The sequence below is a fragment of the Bradyrhizobium lupini genome (genome assembly GCF_040939785.1).
GTDB lineage: Bacteria > Pseudomonadota > Alphaproteobacteria > Rhizobiales > Xanthobacteraceae > Bradyrhizobium > Bradyrhizobium canariense_D.
The window spans coordinates 735,956-752,686 of the sequence record NZ_CP162553.1 but is presented as its reverse complement, the minus strand read 5'-3'; the positions used below and the strand labels follow the sequence as shown (position 1 = coordinate 752,686).

Here is a 16,731-nt window from a genome sequence, read left to right as displayed (position 1 = left end):
AACCTTGCTGCGGATCTGGAAGGCCACGATCAATTCCCGTAACGGTCTGGCCTTTGCGTTCCACTCGGAGCAGGCCGTCCGCGAGGAAATCGTTGCGCTCCTCTTGTCGCTGCCGCTTGCATGGTTCGTCGGCGCGACCGCGATGCGCGCGGTCGAGCTGATCTGCGCGGTCGCGTTCGTGCTGGTGGTCGAGCTGCTCAATACGGCGATCGAGAAGCTTGCCGACCGGCTGACCATGGATCACGACAAGCAGATCGGACGGGTCAAGGACATGGGCTCGGCCGCGGTCGGTGTCGCGCTGCTGATGGCCGGCGCGTTCTGGATCATCGCCATCATCGAGCGCTTGGGATTTCTTTAAAGCGCGTATCGCGCTTTAAACTGTTTTTTGAGCATGATCTTTTCGGAAAACCGCTTCACTCTTTTCCGGATCATGCTCTGATCGGAGCGCCATGACCGAACGTCTCAACGCATTCGCGGTCACGCTCGCCCAGCTCAATCCGACCATGGGCGACATCGAGGGCAATGCCGCGAAAGCGCGCGCGGCGCGCGTGCAGGCAGCCGCCGACGGTGCCGATCTCGTGCTGTTTCCGGAATTGTTCATCGCCGGTTACCCGCCGGAAGATCTCGTGCAGAAGCCTTCCTTTCAGGCCGCCTGCCGCGCTGCGATCGAAGCGCTGGCGCGCGAGACCGCCGATGGCGGGCCGGCCATGCTGGTCGGCACGCCCTGGGTCGAGGAGGGCAGGCTCTATAATGCCTGCACGCTGCTCGATGGCGGCCGTATCGCTGGTCTGCGCTTCAAATGCAATCTGCCGAATTACGGCGTGTTCGACGAGAAACGGCTGTTTTCGCGCGGGCCTGCCGCCGGCCCCGTCACCGTGCGCGGCGTGCGCGTCGGTGTGCCGATCTGCGAGGACATCTGGCTTGAGGAGTCCGAGGACTACGAGAACGTGGTCGAGACGCTGGCCGAGACCGGCGCCGAGATCATCCTCGTGCCGAACGGCTCGCCTTACGCCCGCGACAAGGCCGACGTGCGCTTGTCGGTCGCGGTCGCGCGCGTCACCGAGAGCGGTCTGCCGCTGGTCTATCTCAACCAGGTTTGCGGCCAGGACGAGTTGGTGTTCGACGGCGCCTCCTTTGCGCTCAACGGCGACCTTTCGCTCGCAGCGCAATTGCCGGCGTTCGCGGAGAGCATCACCACACTGCACTTCACGAGAAGCGGCGATGATTGGCGTTGCGCCGGGCCGATCGCCGCGCAGCCCGAGGCAGACTACGCCGACTACGCGGCCTGCGTGCTGGGCTTGCGCGACTACGTCGCCAAGAATGGCTTTCCCGGCGTGCTGCTCGGCATTTCCGGCGGCATCGACTCCGCGCTGTGCGCGGCGATCGCGGTCGATGCACTCGGTTCCGATCAGGTGCACGGCGTGATGCTGCCTTATCGCTACACCGCGGCAAGCTCGATTGCGGACGCCGGCGAGCTCGCCGGCCATCTCGGCATCCGCTACGAGGTGCTGCCGATCGCCGAAGCGGTGACCGGGTTCGAGACCATCCTGTCCGGCGTCTTCAAGAATCTGCCGCCCGATGTCACCGAGGAGAATCTCCAGGCCCGCACCCGCGGCACGCTGCTGATGGCGATCTCGAACAAGACCGGCCTGATGGTGGTGACCACAGGCAACAAGTCGGAGATGTCGGTCGGCTACGCCACGCTCTATGGCGACATGAACGGCGGCTTCAATCCGATCAAGGACATCTACAAGACGCAGGTGTTTCGGCTGGCAAGCTTGCGTAATTCGTGGAAGCCCGAGGGGGCGCTGGGGCCGGCCGGTGAGGTGATCCCGCCCGACATCATCACGCGTCCGCCGACCGCGGAGCTGCGCGAGAACCAGACCGACCAGGATTCGTTGCCGGCTTACGACGCGCTTGATGCCATCCTGGAGCGTCTCATCGAGCGCGAAGAGCCGCTCGATATAATCATCGCCGCGGGCTTTGACCGCGAGACGGTCACCCGCATCGACCATCTCCTCAACGTCGCCGAATACAAGCGCCGCCAGGCCGCGCCCGGCGTCAAGGTCACAGCCAGGAATTTCGGCCGCGACCGCCGCTATCCCATCACCAACCGCTTTCGCGACAAAGGCGAGCAGCTCGCCGCTCCGGATGAGACGCTGGTCTCGCGTGGGAGCAAAGCCTCGATCGACGCGTTTGAGGGGTAGGGGCTGCCAGTTCGGGTAGCTTGGAGATTGCATTCCGCTGTCGTCATCCAATGAGGTGATCCATATCTTCTGGCATCCTGCTTGGGCGATCGAATTCGACCATAGAGCATTCATAGGTGTGCTCCGGAGCTGGTGGTGGGCGAAAGCATGGCAGACGAAATCTCCCTTGACATGGATGATCTCCGAGAGGTTGCAGCCTATGCGGCGGCAAATGCCGCGGACGTGCTGGAAATATTCGAGCGGGCGCATCCAGTGGATTTCCGGCCGCGTGACGCAGTCGAAGCAGCGCGGACCTTCGCGAAGGGAGGCAAGCGGGTAAAGACCCTGCGCGATGCAGCCTGGGCAGCGCTGAAGGCAGCAAACAGATCAAAGGTGCGGCAGCCAGCCAAGCCGCACGCGCGGCGATGAGTGCCTCATCCGCGGCGTATCTTCATCCCCTGGCTCGATCGACCCAGGTCAGGCACATTCTTGGCGCGGCGGCCCACGCCGCACGGGCCCTCGAACTCGAAACGGCTGCAGATCCCGGTGTCGGTGTAGACTATATTGAGCACGCCGCCCGGCGCGCGACGCCTAGATTTGTTCGTGTCTTGGGGCGCTACCCGACAGCGCCGCTTGGCGGCGGCCGGGTCGGGGAACTCTTGCGCGCAATTGATTGGATGATTCGCGAGGCAAACGGTCTCGCCACCCATTTCGCTGTTATCAGCCGCGAAAGCAGATGATCCAGTACGCTGCGCCGGTCGTCGTGAAAACCAGCTGATGCCAGCGTACAGGATGGCCCCCGCTTTCGCGGGGGCATGACAGCGGAGGACGTGACCTACTTCTGCTGCTGGGGCAAGAAGCTTGGTCCGACCGAACGGATCGGCTTGTTCTCGGACGAGGTCGTAGCGGTGCCGGTTTCCACCGGCGGCGTTGCTGCCGGGGCGCCAGCCGCCGTCGGCGCCGGAGTCGCACCCTTTTTGCCATTGGCGGCAGGCGTGCCCTTGTTGAGCTGCCGCTGCTGCATTTTCTTGGCGCTCTCCTCGGTGACGATGATGTCACCTTGCTGTTCGGCCGACGCCTTGTCGTCGGCCGATTTGAGCGCGTCCGCCCAGGTCTGGCCCGCGGCCTTGCAGGAGCAGGACGGGTTGAACTCGCTGCGGAATTTGAACGCGGTCGGCAGCGCCGTGTAGGGCTGGCCGCTGGTGGAGACCGCGGAGTTCATGTCTTCACCGGGATTGCGATGGGTGTAGAGCACGGCCTCGGCGGCCGGGCACAGCGCCTTGCAGGTCTTCTCGTCGTCGGGGAAGCGCGCCGGCACGGTCGCAAACGAGACCGGGAAGTAGGCGCCGTCGCAGGTGCGCACGCACACAGTGCGATAGGTGCCTGATTGCGGGCCGAGATCGGACGGCGGCACGCCTTGCGGATTATTGGGGTTGTTGCCGCCGAACAGATTGCTCAGGAAATTGCCGCCGCCTTGCGACTGCGCCGCATTGGCATATTGCGGGCCGCAATTGTTCTGCGCCAGCGCTGCCAGCACCGAGCGGCGCTGGTTGTCACGCTCGGGGCTAAAGCCGCCGGGGCCGCCGCCGCGCAGGCGTTCGAGATTGCCGGTGATCTGGTCCAGATTGGCGCGCATCTGCTGGATCTGGGTGTTGACCGGACCGCATTGCGCCGACTGGCCGCTGAACAGCGAGAAGAAGCCGGAGGAATCGCAACCCATGCGCTTGGCCTGCATGGTGACACGATCGAGCTCGGCCTGCTGCTTGGTCTGAGATTCCTGATAGCGGCGGATCTGGTCTTCGCGCGCGGGATCACCGCCGCCGCCACGATCGAGACCGGCGAGCTGACCTTCCAGGCGCGCGCACATCGGGTTGGGTCCGAGCCCGTTCTGGCCGGGCTGAGGCGGCGGTCCCGGCGGGCCGGCCTGTGCGAACGCGTTATTGGCGAGCGCAACCGTGCTGAAGAGCACGGCAGAGGCAAGGATCAAGCGAGCACGGGAGAGAGACATAAATTCAGGCATATCCGCCATTCTAGCGAGGTCACGGCCAGGCGTGATGTGGGGAGGCCGGAGCGCGCCCTCCCATAGCCGCTTCCTGCGGCATCGTCACGTCGTTTCAGAGGCCAGCGATTGGGCCTAAGGTACGCCAGTTCCGAGCGAATTCAGCGCTGGCAGGTGATTGCGACATATTCGTCGCAATGGCCATGGGAGCAGTTTGCGCCGGATTTGGGGACAGAGCCGGTAATTTCGTCGGGATCGACCCGGCGATAGGCCGAAGCCTGGGCAAAATCGCGTGACTGGCAGTAGGTGCGGGCGACCTGCGCGCCGCATTTGTCGCTCTTGGCCAGGCACTGATCGACGCCGTAGCCGTCCGCCTGGTTCGGGATGATGAAGACGCGGGTCTCCGCGAGAGCGCTGGACGCCGCAAGGATGGAGGCGCAGGACATGAGCGCGAGCAATGATCGCATGAAAACACCGGGGCAAAAAATGTGAACTGCCAGTTCCAGAATGGGCTCAAATGGTTAAGGAGATGAACCATCCGCGCGCGGCGGCTGCGCATTGCGGAGATAAGACGGCGTTTTCGCGGCTCTCTTGACGCGGGGCCGCCTCATAGCCCATATGTTCCGTCATGAACGGTCTCCTCGTCATTTGCGCCATTTGCCGCGAGATTACGAGCTAGCGATTCGCTGGCTGGAGCCGTCTTTTCTCAAAACCATTGAGAGCACTGGACGCCCGGCCAACAGCCGACGGGTATCCTTATGGAATTGCGCCTTTACGATACGCTGAGCCGGGAAAAGCGCACCTTCGTGCCGCTCGATGCCAAGAACGTCCGCATGTATGTCTGCGGACCGACGGTCTATGACTTCGCCCATATCGGCAATGCCCGGCCGGTGATCGTGTTCGACGTGCTGTTTCGGCTGCTGCGCCATCTCTACGGTGAGGCGCACGTCAAATATGTCCGCAACATCACCGACGTGGACGACAAGATCAACGACCGCGCCGCGCGGGATTTCCCCGGCCTGCCGCTGAACGAGGCGATCCGGAAAGTCACCGAGCAGACCGGCAAACAGTTTCACGCTGACGTCGACGCGCTCGGCGCGCTGCGGCCGAGCGTCGAGCCGCGCGCCACCGAGCATATCGGCGAGATGCGCGAGATCATCGAACGGCTGGTTGCCGGCGGCTTTGCCTATGTTGCCGAGGATCACGTGCTGTTCTCGCCGCAGGCGATGAACGCGGCCGATGCCGGGCTGCCGCGCTATGGCGCGCTGTCCAATCGTTCGCTGGACGAGATGGTTGCCGGCGCCCGCGTCGATGTCGCGCCCTACAAGAAAGGCAACACCGACTTCGTGCTGTGGAAGCCGTCCAAGCCCGGCGAGCCGTCATGGCCGTCACCCGCCGGCGTCGCCGCGCAGGGGCGCCCGGGCTGGCATGTCGAGTGCTCGGCCATGGCCTGGAAGCATCTCGGCGAGCACTTCGACATCCATGGCGGCGGCATCGATCTCGTGTTTCCGCATCACGAGAACGAGGTCGCGCAGACCTGCTGCGCCTTCCACCGGGAGCGCATGGCGAACTACTGGATGCACAACGGCTTCCTGCAGGTCGAGAGCGAGAAGATGTCGAAATCGCTAGGCAACTTCGTCACGATTCACGAGCTGCTCGCGGACTGGCCGGGCGAAGTGCTGCGCCTGAATATGCTCAAGACGCATTACCGCTCGCCGATCGACTGGACGATGAAGTCGCTGGAGGAGAGCGCCAGGACGCTCGACGATTGGTATCGGGTTGCGGCTGACGTCGCATCCGGCAAGCCCGCCCCCTCACTGGTCGAGCCGCTGCTCGACGACCTCAACACGCCGCTGGCGATCGCGGCGCTGCATGGGCTGCGCGGCAGCGATGTTGGTGCCCTCGCGGGTTCGTTGCGTCTGCTCGGCTTTCTCTCCGAGAGTGCCGCGCAGTGGGAAGGACGCAAGCAGCAGGCGAGCGGCGTCGATGCCAAGGAAGTCGAGCGCCTGATCTCGGAGCGGACGGCCGCGCGTGCGCGCAAGGACTTTGCGGAGTCCGATCGTATCCGCGATCTGCTCGCCACGATGGGCGTTGCGATCAAGGATTCCAAGGAAGGGACGACGTGGGAGGTCGTACGATGAAGCGGCCCGACACGCCTTTTCCGCGGCACTGGTTCTATTACATCGCGCTGAAAATCCTGCTGCTCGGCGCTGCCGTGGCGCTGGCGCTGAAACTCTATGGGATGTGGTGAAGACGATGGCACAAGCACTCCCAAAGCCTGGCTTGCGGCCCTTCCTGCCGGAGGACGTGCCGGTTCTCGCCGCGATCTTCACCGCCAGCATCGAAGAGCTGACCGGCGAGGACTATAGCGAGGCCCAACAACAGGCCTGGATGGCGTCGGCGGAAGACGAAGAGTTCGGCAAGGGGCTCGCCTCCGACCTGACGCTGATCGCAACGCTGGAGGGGTCACCGGTGGGTTTTGCCTCGCTGCAGGGCAAGGATCATATCCGCATGCTCTATGTGCATCCGGCCGTGGCCGGGCAGGGCCTCGCGACCATGCTCGTCGATGCGCTGGAAAAGCTTGCGGGCGGCCGCGGCGCCGACAAGCTGACGGTCGATGCCAGCGACAACGCGCAGGGCTTTTTCGCCAAGCGCGGCTATGTCGCCATGCAGCGCAACAGCATCACTGTCAACGACGAATGGCTGGCCAACACCACCATGCAGAAGACGCTCGGCAGTGGACCCGCGTCGGGAGCGCTGCAATGAGCAAGGAGCGCCTCTATCTGTTCGACACCACGCTGCGCGACGGCGCGCAGACCAACGGCGTCGATTTCACGCTGACCGACAAGCAAATCATCGCCCAGATGCTCGATGAACTCGGCATCGACTATGTCGAGGGCGGCTATCCCGGCGCCAATCCGACCGACACCGAGTTCTTCGGCACCAAGCCGAAGTTTTCGCATGCGCGCTTCACCGCCTTCGGCATGACGCGGCGAGCGGGGCGCTCGGTCTCCAACGATCCCGGTGTGGCCGGGCTGCTGGAGGCCAAGGCCGACGTGATCTGCTTCGTGGCGAAGTCGTCGGCCTATCAGGTGCGCGTTGCCCTGGAGACGACGAAGGAGGAGAACCTCGCCTCGATCCGCGACAGCGTCGCAGCGGCGAAGGCCGCCGACCGCGAGGTGATGCTCGACTGCGAACACTTCTTCGACGGTTACAAGGAGGATTCCGGTTTCGCGCTCGCCTGCGCGAAAGCTGCTTATGAAGCCGGCGCGCGCTGGGTGGTGCTGTGCGACACCAACGGCGGCACCATGCCCAACGAGGTCGAAGCGATCGTCGCCGAGGTGGCGAAGCACATCCCCGGCGATCATCTCGGCATTCACGCCCATAACGACACCGAGCAGGCGGTGGCGAATTCGCTCGCCGCGGTGCGCGCCGGCGCGCGGCAGATCCAGGGCACGCTGAACGGCCTCGGCGAGCGCTGCGGCAACGCCAATCTCTGCTCGCTGATTCCGACCTTGAAGCTGAAGGCCGAGTTTGCCGACGCCTTCGAGATCGGCGTCACGGCGGAGAAGCTCGCGACCCTGGTCAAGGTGTCGCGCACGCTCGACGACATGCTCAACCGCGTTCCGAACCGTCATGCGGCCTATGTCGGCGAGAGCGCGTTCGTCACCAAGACCGGCATCCATGCCTCCGCCGTGCTGAAGGATCCGCAGACCTACGAGCACGTGTTGCCGGAGCTGGTCGGCAATCATCGCAAGGTGCTGGTGTCCGATCAGGCCGGCCGCTCCAATGTCATTGCCGAGCTCGACCGCGCCGGTATCGCCTACGAGAAGAGCGATCCGAAACTGTCGCGGCTGGTCGAGGAGTTGAAGGAGCGCGAGGCGCAAGGCTACGCCTATGAATCCGCCAACGCCTCGTTCGAGCTGCTGGCGCGGCGCACGCTCGGCAAGGTGCCGCATTATTTCGAGGTCGAGCAGTTCGACGTCAATGTCGAGCAGCGTTACAATTCGCATGGCGAACGCGTCACCGTGGCGCTGGCGGTGGTCAAGGTCGACGTCGCCGGCGAGCATCTGATCTCGGCGGCCGAAGGCAACGGTCCCGTCAACGCGCTCGACGTCGCGCTGCGTAAGGACCTCGGCAAGTACCAGAAATATATCGAAGGCCTGACGCTGATCGACTACCGCGTTCGTATCCTCAACGGCGGCACCGGCGCGGTCACGCGCGTCCTGATCGAGAGCGAGGACGAGAACGGCGACAGCTGGACCACGGTCGGGGTGTCCCCCAACATCATCGACGCCTCGTTCCAGGCGCTGATGGATTCGGTGATCTACAAGCTGGTGAAGTCGGGCGCGCCGGCGTAGGGCGGCGGTGCCACAAACGGGATGACGAGCAGGAGAGGGGGCGCGACCCATGATCGATCACATCTCTGTCGGCGTCAGCGATCTCCAGCGCTCGGCGACATTTTACGAGGCAACACTCGCCGCGCTCGGTCTCGCTCGCCTCGTCACGCGGCCGCGGACGATCGGCTTCGGCAAGGCCTATCCCGAATTCTGGATCAATCTGCGCGAGGGCATGCCGCACGTGCCGCCGGAGAGCGGCGTCCATATCTGCCTGCGGGCAAAGACGACCGTCGAGGTCGATGCATTTCACGCCGCAGCGCTGTCGGCCGGCGGCGCATCCGACGGCGCGCCGGGTATCCGCCCGCACGATCGCGTGCGTTATTACGCAGCCTTCGTTGTCGACCCCGATGGTAACCGGATCGAGGCGGTGACGTTTCCTGCGGACTAGAGCTTGCGCGCCATTTCCGGTGCGAGCTGCTTTTCCGCATCTTCGATCTGCGCTGCAGCCGATTTCAGCTTCGGCAAAATCTCTTCGATCCGATCGGCCTTGAGGATGTCAACCGAAAGGCCGGCGCGGATGAACTCGGTCTGGCGCATGTGCGACAGCAGCGAGAGCAGCGGCTCCCAGAAATTATCGATGTTGGCAAGCAGCACCGGCTTGGCGTGACGTCCCAGCTGCTTCCAGGTCAATTGCTCGACCAACTCCTCCAGCGTGCCGACGCCGCCCGGCAGCGCCACGAAGGCGTCGGAGCGTTCGAACATCAGTCGCTTGCGCTCGTGCATGTCGGGGGTGACGATCATCTCCTGCACGCGCGTCAGCGCGTTTTCCCGCATCCGCAGGAAATCGGGGATGATGCCGGTGACAGTGCCGCCGTGATCGAGGACGGAGGTCGCCACCGAGCCCATCAGGCCGAGCGAGCCGCCGCCATAGACGAGGCGGATGTTGTTCTCGGCGAGCGCCTTGCCGAACGCCTTGGCGCCTTCGGTGAAACGGGGATTGGTTCCTGGGCCGGAGCCGCAATAGACACAGACGGTTTTGATCGTGCTCATTGGTGCCATGATGCATTGCAGCGAAGAGGCGTCAAGCCCAATCGGTGATTCGGGGCTTCCGGAAATCTACCGGTAAACGACGACGAACAATCCAAGATTCGCCATCTGGCGGGGTGCATGGGCATCGGTAAGGCTCTATATGACAAACGAAAATCCTTAATGGCAACGCAGCCCGCATTCGACGGGCTTTTCAGGCTTCTTGATGGACCAAGCTCAATCGCCCGCCGGCGCCAACGTTCCTGATCCCGCCGGGGGCCGCTGGAGCGGGCCACGCTGATGGGCACGCTGGCGCATCTGTGGCCCTATATCTGGCCGGGCGACCGTTTCGACCTGAAGATGCGCGTGGTCTGGTCGATGGTGCTGCTGCTCGCCGCCAAGCTGATCACGCTGACGGTTCCTTTCAGCTTCAAATGGGCGACCGACGCGCTGACCGGCGCCAACAGTGCGCCAGTTCAGGCCGACAATTGGCGCCTCTGGGTGATCGCCTCGCCGCTGCTGCTGACCGCCAGCTACGGCGTGATGCGCATCGTGATGGCGGTGCTGACGCAATGGCGCGACGGCATTTTCGCGCGCGTTGCCATGCACGCGGTGCGCAAGCTCGCCACCATCACTTTCATCCACATGCACGAGTTGTCACTGCGCTTCCACCTGGAGCGCAAGACCGGCGGCCTGACGCGCGTGCTCGAGCGCGGCCGCGAGGGCATCGAGGTCATCGTGCGCATGGTGATCCTGCAGCTGATCCCGACCATCGTCGAGGTCTCGCTGCTGATGGCCGTGCTGCTGTGGCAGTTCGATTGGCGCTACGTGCTTGCGACCCTCGTCACTGTCGCGGTCTACATGTACTACACCTACATCGCGACCGAGTGGCGGATCGGCATCCGCCGCAAGATGAACGATGCCGACACCGAGGCGAACACCAAGGCGATCGACTCGCTGCTCAACTACGAGACCGTCAAATATTTCAGCGCCGAGGCCCGTGAGTCACAGCGCTACGACCGGTCGGTCGCGCGTTACGAGGAGTCGAGCGTCCAGGCCTATACTTCGCTGGCCGTCCTCAACACCGGGCAGGCCGTGATCTTCACGCTGGGGCTGACCGCGACCATGCTGATGTGCGCGATCGGCGTGCGCAACGGCACCAACACGGTCGGCGATTTCGTGCTGGTCAACGCGATGATGATCCAGCTCTACCAGCCCTTGAACTTCATGGGCATGGTCTATCGCGAGATCAAGCAGGCGATCATCGACATCGAGAAGATGTTCAACGTGCTGGGGCGCGAGGCCGAGATCAAGGATGCGCCGGGCGCGAAGCCACTGGTGGTCTCCGCGGGCAATGTGCGTTTCGAGGATGTGCGCTTTGCCTATGAGCCGTCCCGTCCGATCCTCAAGGGCATCAGCTTCGAGGTGCCGGCCGGCAAGACGGTCGCGATCGTCGGCCCGTCAGGTGCGGGCAAGTCGACCATCTCGCGGCTTCTGTTTCGCCTCTACGACATCTCAGGCGGCAAGATCCTGATCGACGGCCAGGACATTCGCGAAGTCACGCAGGCGAGCTTGCGCGCGTCCATCGGCATGGTGCCGCAGGACACCGTGCTGTTCAACGACACCATCCGCTACAACATCCGCTACGGCCGTTGGGACGCCAGCGATGCCGAGGTCGAGCAGGCAGCGCAGCTGGCGCAGATCGATCATTTCATCCGCATGGCGCCGAAAGGCTACGAGACCCAGGTCGGCGAGCGCGGCCTGAAACTGTCCGGCGGCGAAAAACAACGGGTCGCGATCGCGCGCACCGTGTTGAAGGCGCCGCCGATCCTGGTGCTGGACGAGGCGACCTCCGCGCTTGACACCCACACCGAGCACGAAATTCAGGGTGCGCTCGAGCGCGTGGCGAAGAACCGCACTTCGCTGGTGATCGCCCATCGGCTCTCGACCATCGTCGGCGCCGACGAGATCATCGTGCTGGACCAGGGCCGCATCGCCGAGCGCGGCACCCACGCGAAACTGCTTGGGGAGGGGGGACTTTACGCCAGCATGTGGAACAGGCAGCGCGAGGCCGAGGCGGCGCGCGAGAAACTGGCGAGGATGGCCGATTCCGGCGAGGCGCCCAACCGGGAGCCACCGCCGGTCGCCGATGTCCTGACGGCGCCTGCGGCGGCGGAGTGACCTTGTCTCCGGTCCCAACTCTGGCCTAAACAACACCACCGCGCGGGACGACCTGCGCCATCAACCCTGAGCGGCAGATAGCGATGTCCATTCTCGATTCGATCCAGCGTCAGATCCCGCCGATCCACAAGGAGGGATATCCCTTCATCGGCGGCTTTGCGCTGGCAAGCCTCCTCCTGTTCTGGCTGTGGTCGCCGTTGGGGTGGATCGGCACCATCCTGACCGTATGGTGCGCGCTGTTCTTCCGCGACCCCGTGCGCGTGACCCCCGTGCGCGAGGGGGCTCGTGGTGTCGCCCGCCGACGGCCGCGTCTCCATGATCACTATGGCGCTGCCGCCGGCCGAGCTCGGCCTCGGCGATCGGCCGCTGCCGCGCATCTCGGTGTTCATGAGCGTGTTCAACTGCCATGTGAACCGCAGCCCGATCGCGGGCCGGGTGGACCGTATCGCCTACCGGCCCGGCCTGTTCATCAATGCCGAGCTGGACAAGGCGAGCGAGGATAATGAGCGCAACTCGCTGGCGATCACGACGCCGACGGCGCGGATCGGCGTGGTCCAGATCGCGGGCCTCGTCGCCAAGCGCATCGTCTGCTTCGTCAAAGAGGGGCAGGCAATCGGCGCCGGTGAGCGCTTCGGTCTGATCCGATTCGGCTCGCGGCTCGACGTCTATCTGCCGCTGGGCACGAAGGCGCTGGTCTCGGAAGGCCAGATCGCGATCGCCGGCGAGACGATTCTGGCGGATCTTGCCGGAGACGACCCGAGCCGCGCCTACCGCTCCAATTAACCAATAAGTCGGCCTGAGGGGCCTTCCGCCGCAATGGCGGAGGGGAACGCGGCTTGCTATATCTCGCCTCAAGGTGAGGACGAGCCATGACGCCCTACGACTTCAAGGACCCTGATGTGCGCCGCCGGCGGTTCCGCCCGATCCCGGTGCGCATGCTGGTGCCCAACGTCATCACGCTGCTGGCGATCTGCGCCGGCCTGACCTCGATCCGGCTCTCGATCGAAGGGCGCATGTCACTTGCCGTCTATGCCATTGTGTTCGCGGCGGCGCTCGACGGCATCGACGGCCGCATCGCGCGCATGATCAAGGGGCAGTCCAAGTTCGGCGCCGAGCTCGACAGCCTCGCCGACTTCGTCAATTTCGGCGTGGCGCCCGGCCTGATGTTGTATTTCTGGCAGCTGCACGAGCTCGGCAATGCCGGCTGGATCGCCGCCATGGTATTCGCGATTTCCGGTGGCCTCCGCCTGGCGCGCTTCAATGCCACCATGGACGATCCCAACAAGCCGGCCTTCGCCGCCAATTTCTTCACGGGCGTGCCGGCGCCGGCCGGCGCGATCACGGTGCTGCTGCCGATCTATGTCGCGTTCCTCGATCTCGGCCGGCTGCCTGCGGCGGTGACGGCTGCGTATACGCTGCTGATCGCCTTCCTGATGGTGTCGCGCCTGCCGGTGTTCTCCGGCAAGACCAAGCGCATGCGCGTGCCGCCCGAGCTGGTGCTGCCGGCGTTCGTCGCGGTGGTCGTGTTCATCGCGATCCTGATCGCCTATCCCTGGCACGTGCTGTCCATCGGAACGGTGCTGTATCTGCTCGCTTTGCCGCTCGGCTACAAATCCTATCGCGACCAGGCGCGCGCGATGGAAGCCACCGCGCCGGCTGGAGGCGAGGTCTCCTCGCCGCCTTCGGCGCCGACGCTGGCAAACCTGTCGGAGCCGCCGCGCGAAGACGACCGGCCCGACCGGCTGCACTGAACGGCAAGCGCCAAGCAGCCAAGGCACTGAACAGCGAGACTTGGATATCTGCCATGAGGCGCCCTGAGTTGGGTTGAAGCCCGATCTCGGCTATATCGCCCGGTGCAGGCGGCACCGCACCAACAGCGGCCGCCAATCTGGGAGAGAACGCTGTGACGAATACTGCGACCGGGCCGCTGCCCGCTTCCGTCCTCGAAGCGCTGGGCCGCTATGACACGCCGACGATCTGCAATGCCATGGAGATCGTGGCGCCCGAGCGCCGGCTGATCGGCTACACCACCAAACCACTGGTCTGCCCATTTCCCGATCTGCCCCCGATCGTCGGCTATGCCCGCACGGTCGCGATCCGCTCGGTGCTGAAAAATTCACTACCGCCGGAAGAGCAGTCCAAGCGCCGCATCGCATATTACGAATATGTCGGTACCGGCCACGGTCCGCGCATCTCGGTGATCCAGGACATCGACGGTCCCGACGTCGGCTACGGTGCGTTTTGGGGCGAGGTGCAGAGCAACGTGCACAAGGCGCTCGGCTGCCTCGGCGTCATCACCGACGGTTCGATCCGCGACATTCCGCAATGGGCGCCGGGCTTCCAGGCACTGGCCGGCTCGATCGGCCCGTCGCATGCATGGGTGCACGCCGAGAGCTTTGGCGGCGAAGTGCGCGTCGCCGGCATGACCGTGAAGTCGGACGATCTGATCCATGCCGACCAGCACGGCGCCGTCGTAATTCCGCACGATATTGCCGCAAAGCTGCCCGAGGCCGCCGAACTCTGTGGCCGCCGCGAGACGCCGATCCTCGAGATCGCCCGCAGCCCCGACTTCTCGTTGGAGAAGTTGAAGGCTGCGCTGAAGCGCTCGGCGGAGATTCACTAACGGCGGGACCGCGATGATCTACGGTTGCGACGCCGCTCGCAGGCTGCCCTGTTCCGTCAGGAACAAGGCGGCCTGATCCGGCTCGCCGAGCACCGCGGCAGCGCATCCGATCAAGGTGAAGCCGCCGGCAAAATCCCACAGGGTGATATCTTCCGCATTGTCCGGCATGTGGATCAGGTGCGCTACGATCACGGCGAGGGCCGCCTCGGCAAAGAGCAGCACGCTGAACGCCGGCAGGACGAGCCCGGGTTCGAGCATGTGGAGCGCCAGCACTGCGGGAAGCGCGGTGAGAAGACTGAACAGCGTCACCATTGCGATGCCTTCCGCCATGAGGTGCCGGCCGGGTCCAGAATACCAATTGATCGGTCGCCCCCGATGTGGCGCAGGGCCGCAGCCGAAGGGATCGCGTGCACGGGTGACGGGTGCGCGCGACACCGTATGGTTAGCAAAATGTTGAGATCCGTGTCGGCAGTCGGCAAAAGCCGGCGCCTTTCAGCGCGCTGCGGCCGCCAGGCGCGCCGGCTCAACTTAACCTTTACGCGTCTTTAATCGCGGCTCACTAGGGTTTCCGATGCGGTTCGGGGTTGGGCCGCGCCATCGGCCAGGACGGCCGTTGTTGCGTTCGCGTTGGAGTCTCCCATGGATATCATGACGAGCATCGGGCTCGTGGCGGGCATCGTCGTCATCGCGACGATGATGCTGCTGGGCGGCGATCTCCACATGTTCGTTTCCGAGCATGCGATGATCATCATCTTCGGCGGCTCGACGGCCGCGACCATGATCCGCTTTCCGCTCTCGACGCTGATCCACGGCCTACCGCTCGGCGCCAAGTTTGCCTTCACTATGAGCCGTCTGTCGGCGCACGATCTGGTCGACGAACTCGCCCGCATCGCCGAGATCGCCCGCAAGCAAGGGCCCGTGGGTTTGGAAAAGGTCGAGACCGACGAGCCGTTCCTCGCCAAGGGCATCCGCTACGTCGCCGACGGCTACGACCTGGACTTCATTCGCGACAATCTCGAGCGCGACCGCGATAATTTTTTGATGCATCTGGATGAAGGCAGCAAGATCTACCGCGCCATCGGCGACTGCGCCCCGGCCTTCGGCATGGTCGGCACGCTGATCGGCATGGTGCAGATGTTCGCCAACATGACCGACCCGTCAAAGCTCGGCCCGTTCATGGCGACCGCGCTGCTCGCGACTCTCTACGGCGCGCTGGTCGCCAACCTGTTTTGTACCCCGATCGCCGACAAGCTGCATGGAAAGCTCCTGGACGAAGAGACCAACCGCACGCTGATCATCGACGGCATCCTGATGATCCGCGACTCCAAGAGCCCCACGTTGGTCCGCGAAATGCTGCTGGCCTATCTGCCCGAGAAGCACCGCCACGCTGAAGGCGAGCCGGTGCCGGCCTGAGGCCGCGCGCCGGGATTTGAGATATGGCCAAGAAGAAGCGCGGCGATTCACACGGAGGCGGTCACGGCTGGTTCGTGACCTTCGCCGATCTGATGGGCCTGATGATGAGCTTCTTCGTGATGCTCGTCGCGTTCTCGACCCAGGATGCCAACAAGCTGAAGGTCGTCGCAGGCTCCATGCGCGACGCCTTCGGTGTCCAGACCGAAGCGCGCTATTCCGGCATCGTCGAGTCCGACGGGCTGCCGACCCGCCCTCGGCTGAAGAACGTCGATCACATTCAGCCCGAGGACTCCTCCAACACGCCGACGCCGGACCAGGAGGATCGTGACCGCACGTCGGGCGCGAAGATCAAGGTCGACCGCAATTTTGCGCTGGCGGCGGCCTCGCTGCGCCAAGCGTTGCAGGACATGCCGGAATTGACCGAGATGTCGAAGCACATCATGTTCGAGGAGACCAAGCAGGGCCTCAACCTCGAGATCGTGGACCAGGACGGTCGCTCGATGTTCGCCGACGGCTCCAAAGTCCCCTATGACCGCACCCGCCGCCTGATCGAGAAGCTCGCTGTCCCGCTCAAGGCGACGCCGCTGCGCGTCTCCATCGCCGGCCACACCGCGGCTGGATTCGTGCCGACCCGCAGCGACTACGGCGCCTTCGATCTGTCGGCCGACCGCGCCAATGCCGTGCGTCAGATCCTCGAACGCGAGGGCCTGCCGGCCGCCCATGTCTTCGCCGTCGCCGGCAAGGCGGATACCCAGCCGCTGTTTCCGGACGATCCCTCGCTCGCGGCCAACCGGCGGGTGACCATCACCCTGATGCGCGAAGATCCGCCGCTGCCGCCGAATCTGAAGCCGTAGGGCGCATTCGAGCGAAGTGGACCCTGTTTCGCGCGAAGAAGCGTGACAAAACAAGGATGTAGAGCCAATTCCCCTTCAATCGGGGACTGAAGGCTCAGGGCTCTTGTGC

At 64.4% G+C, this 16,731-nt stretch carries 16 protein-coding genes and 1 pseudogene; 13 read left to right on the top strand and 4 right to left on the bottom strand.

Annotated features, from left to right (window positions below; translation table 11 throughout):
• Window positions 1–4: 4 nt before the first annotated feature.
• From AB3L03_RS03985 to AB3L03_RS03975, 3 genes are all read left to right on the top strand, one after another.
• Window positions 5–358 carry a diacylglycerol kinase gene (locus AB3L03_RS03985; RefSeq protein ID WP_085352742.1) on the top strand — a complete coding sequence of 118 codons (354 nt, stop codon included), beginning with the start codon at window positions 5–7 and terminating at the stop codon, window positions 356–358.
• Window positions 359–449: 91 nt separating this feature from the next.
• Entirely contained in the window at window positions 450–2,207 is a 1,758-nt protein-coding gene (locus tag AB3L03_RS03980; RefSeq protein WP_247409086.1) for an NAD+ synthase, read from the top strand.
• Window positions 2,208–2,354: 147 nt separating this feature from the next.
• Window positions 2,355–2,615, top strand: a complete 261-nt coding sequence (locus AB3L03_RS03975; RefSeq protein WP_368508274.1) for a putative immunity protein — start codon at window positions 2,355–2,357, stop codon at window positions 2,613–2,615.
• A gap of 406 nt (window positions 2,616–3,021) precedes the next feature.
• Here AB3L03_RS03975 and AB3L03_RS03970 read toward each other — a convergent pair whose 3' ends face one another.
• The gene (locus tag AB3L03_RS03970; RefSeq protein ID WP_368508273.1) at window positions 3,022–4,215 is read right to left on the bottom strand and encodes a DUF2865 domain-containing protein; all 1,194 of its coding nucleotides are present in this window, start codon (window positions 4,213–4,215) and stop codon (window positions 3,022–3,024) included.
• A gap of 131 nt (window positions 4,216–4,346) precedes the next feature.
• Window positions 4,347–4,652 carry a hypothetical protein gene (locus AB3L03_RS03965; RefSeq protein WP_026233782.1) on the bottom strand — a complete coding sequence of 102 codons (306 nt, stop codon included), beginning with the start codon at window positions 4,650–4,652 and terminating at the stop codon, window positions 4,347–4,349.
• 291 nt (window positions 4,653–4,943) lie between these two features.
• Between AB3L03_RS03965 and cysS the strand changes: the two genes are divergently transcribed.
• From cysS to AB3L03_RS03945, 4 genes are all read left to right on the top strand, one after another.
• The gene (gene cysS, locus AB3L03_RS03960; RefSeq protein WP_085352745.1) at window positions 4,944–6,326 is read left to right on the top strand and encodes a cysteine--tRNA ligase; all 1,383 of its coding nucleotides are present in this window, start codon (window positions 4,944–4,946) and stop codon (window positions 6,324–6,326) included.
• Window positions 6,327–6,441: 115 nt separating this feature from the next.
• The gene (locus AB3L03_RS03955) at window positions 6,442–6,951 is read left to right on the top strand and encodes a GNAT family N-acetyltransferase (RefSeq protein WP_085385796.1); all 510 of its coding nucleotides are present in this window, start codon (window positions 6,442–6,444) and stop codon (window positions 6,949–6,951) included.
• On the top strand, window positions 6,948–8,546 hold the full coding sequence (cimA, locus tag AB3L03_RS03950) for a citramalate synthase (RefSeq protein ID WP_368508272.1): 1,599 nt from the start codon (window positions 6,948–6,950) through the stop codon (window positions 8,544–8,546). The genes AB3L03_RS03955 and cimA overlap by 4 nt, the downstream gene beginning before the upstream one ends.
• A 49-nt stretch (window positions 8,547–8,595) precedes the next feature.
• A complete protein-coding gene (locus AB3L03_RS03945) occupies window positions 8,596–8,973 on the top strand; it encodes a VOC family protein (protein WP_018459348.1) in 378 nt (125 codons plus the stop codon).
• Here the strand turns inward: AB3L03_RS03945 and AB3L03_RS03940 are convergent.
• Window positions 8,970–9,575: a TIGR00730 family Rossman fold protein gene (locus AB3L03_RS03940; RefSeq protein ID WP_368508271.1), complete on the bottom strand. Its 606-nt coding sequence runs from the start codon at window positions 9,573–9,575 to the stop codon at window positions 8,970–8,972. The two genes, AB3L03_RS03945 and AB3L03_RS03940, sit on opposite strands and share 4 nt — an antisense overlap.
• 276 nt (window positions 9,576–9,851) lie before the next feature.
• On the opposite strand from AB3L03_RS03940, the gene AB3L03_RS03935 reads away from it, so the two are divergent.
• The 4 genes and pseudogenes from AB3L03_RS03935 to AB3L03_RS03920 all read left to right on the top strand — a co-directional run bounded on the left by AB3L03_RS03935 (window position 9,852) and on the right by AB3L03_RS03920 (window position 14,355).
• A complete protein-coding gene (locus AB3L03_RS03935) occupies window positions 9,852–11,732 on the top strand; it encodes an ABC transporter ATP-binding protein/permease (protein ID WP_368508270.1) in 1,881 nt (626 codons plus the stop codon).
• A gap of 83 nt (window positions 11,733–11,815) precedes the next feature.
• Window positions 11,816–12,515: pseudogene (locus tag AB3L03_RS03930) on the top strand (phosphatidylserine decarboxylase).
• Between the two features lie 86 nt (window positions 12,516–12,601).
• On the top strand, window positions 12,602–13,483 hold the full coding sequence (locus tag AB3L03_RS03925) for a phosphatidylcholine/phosphatidylserine synthase (protein WP_018459344.1): 882 nt from the start codon (window positions 12,602–12,604) through the stop codon (window positions 13,481–13,483).
• Between the two features lie 152 nt (window positions 13,484–13,635).
• A complete protein-coding gene (locus tag AB3L03_RS03920; RefSeq protein ID WP_018459343.1) occupies window positions 13,636–14,355 on the top strand; it encodes an RraA family protein in 720 nt (239 codons plus the stop codon).
• Window positions 14,356–14,373: 18 nt separating this feature from the next.
• On the opposite strand, the gene AB3L03_RS03915 is transcribed toward AB3L03_RS03920, so the two are convergent.
• Window positions 14,374–14,667 (bottom strand): hypothetical protein, encoded by a 294-nt coding sequence (locus tag AB3L03_RS03915; protein WP_204513921.1) that lies wholly within the window; start codon window positions 14,665–14,667, stop codon window positions 14,374–14,376.
• 327 nt (window positions 14,668–14,994) lie between these two features.
• On the opposite strand from AB3L03_RS03915, the gene AB3L03_RS03910 reads away from it, so the two are divergent.
• Together AB3L03_RS03910 and AB3L03_RS03905 are read left to right on the top strand one after the other, a co-directional pair.
• On the top strand, window positions 14,995–15,768 hold the full coding sequence (locus AB3L03_RS03910; protein ID WP_018459340.1) for a motility protein A: 774 nt from the start codon (window positions 14,995–14,997) through the stop codon (window positions 15,766–15,768).
• 23 nt (window positions 15,769–15,791) lie between these two features.
• Window positions 15,792–16,622, top strand: coding sequence for a flagellar motor protein MotB (locus AB3L03_RS03905; RefSeq protein ID WP_007592497.1), 831 nt, complete (start codon window positions 15,792–15,794; stop codon window positions 16,620–16,622).
• The last annotated feature ends 109 nt before the right edge of the window (window positions 16,623–16,731 follow it).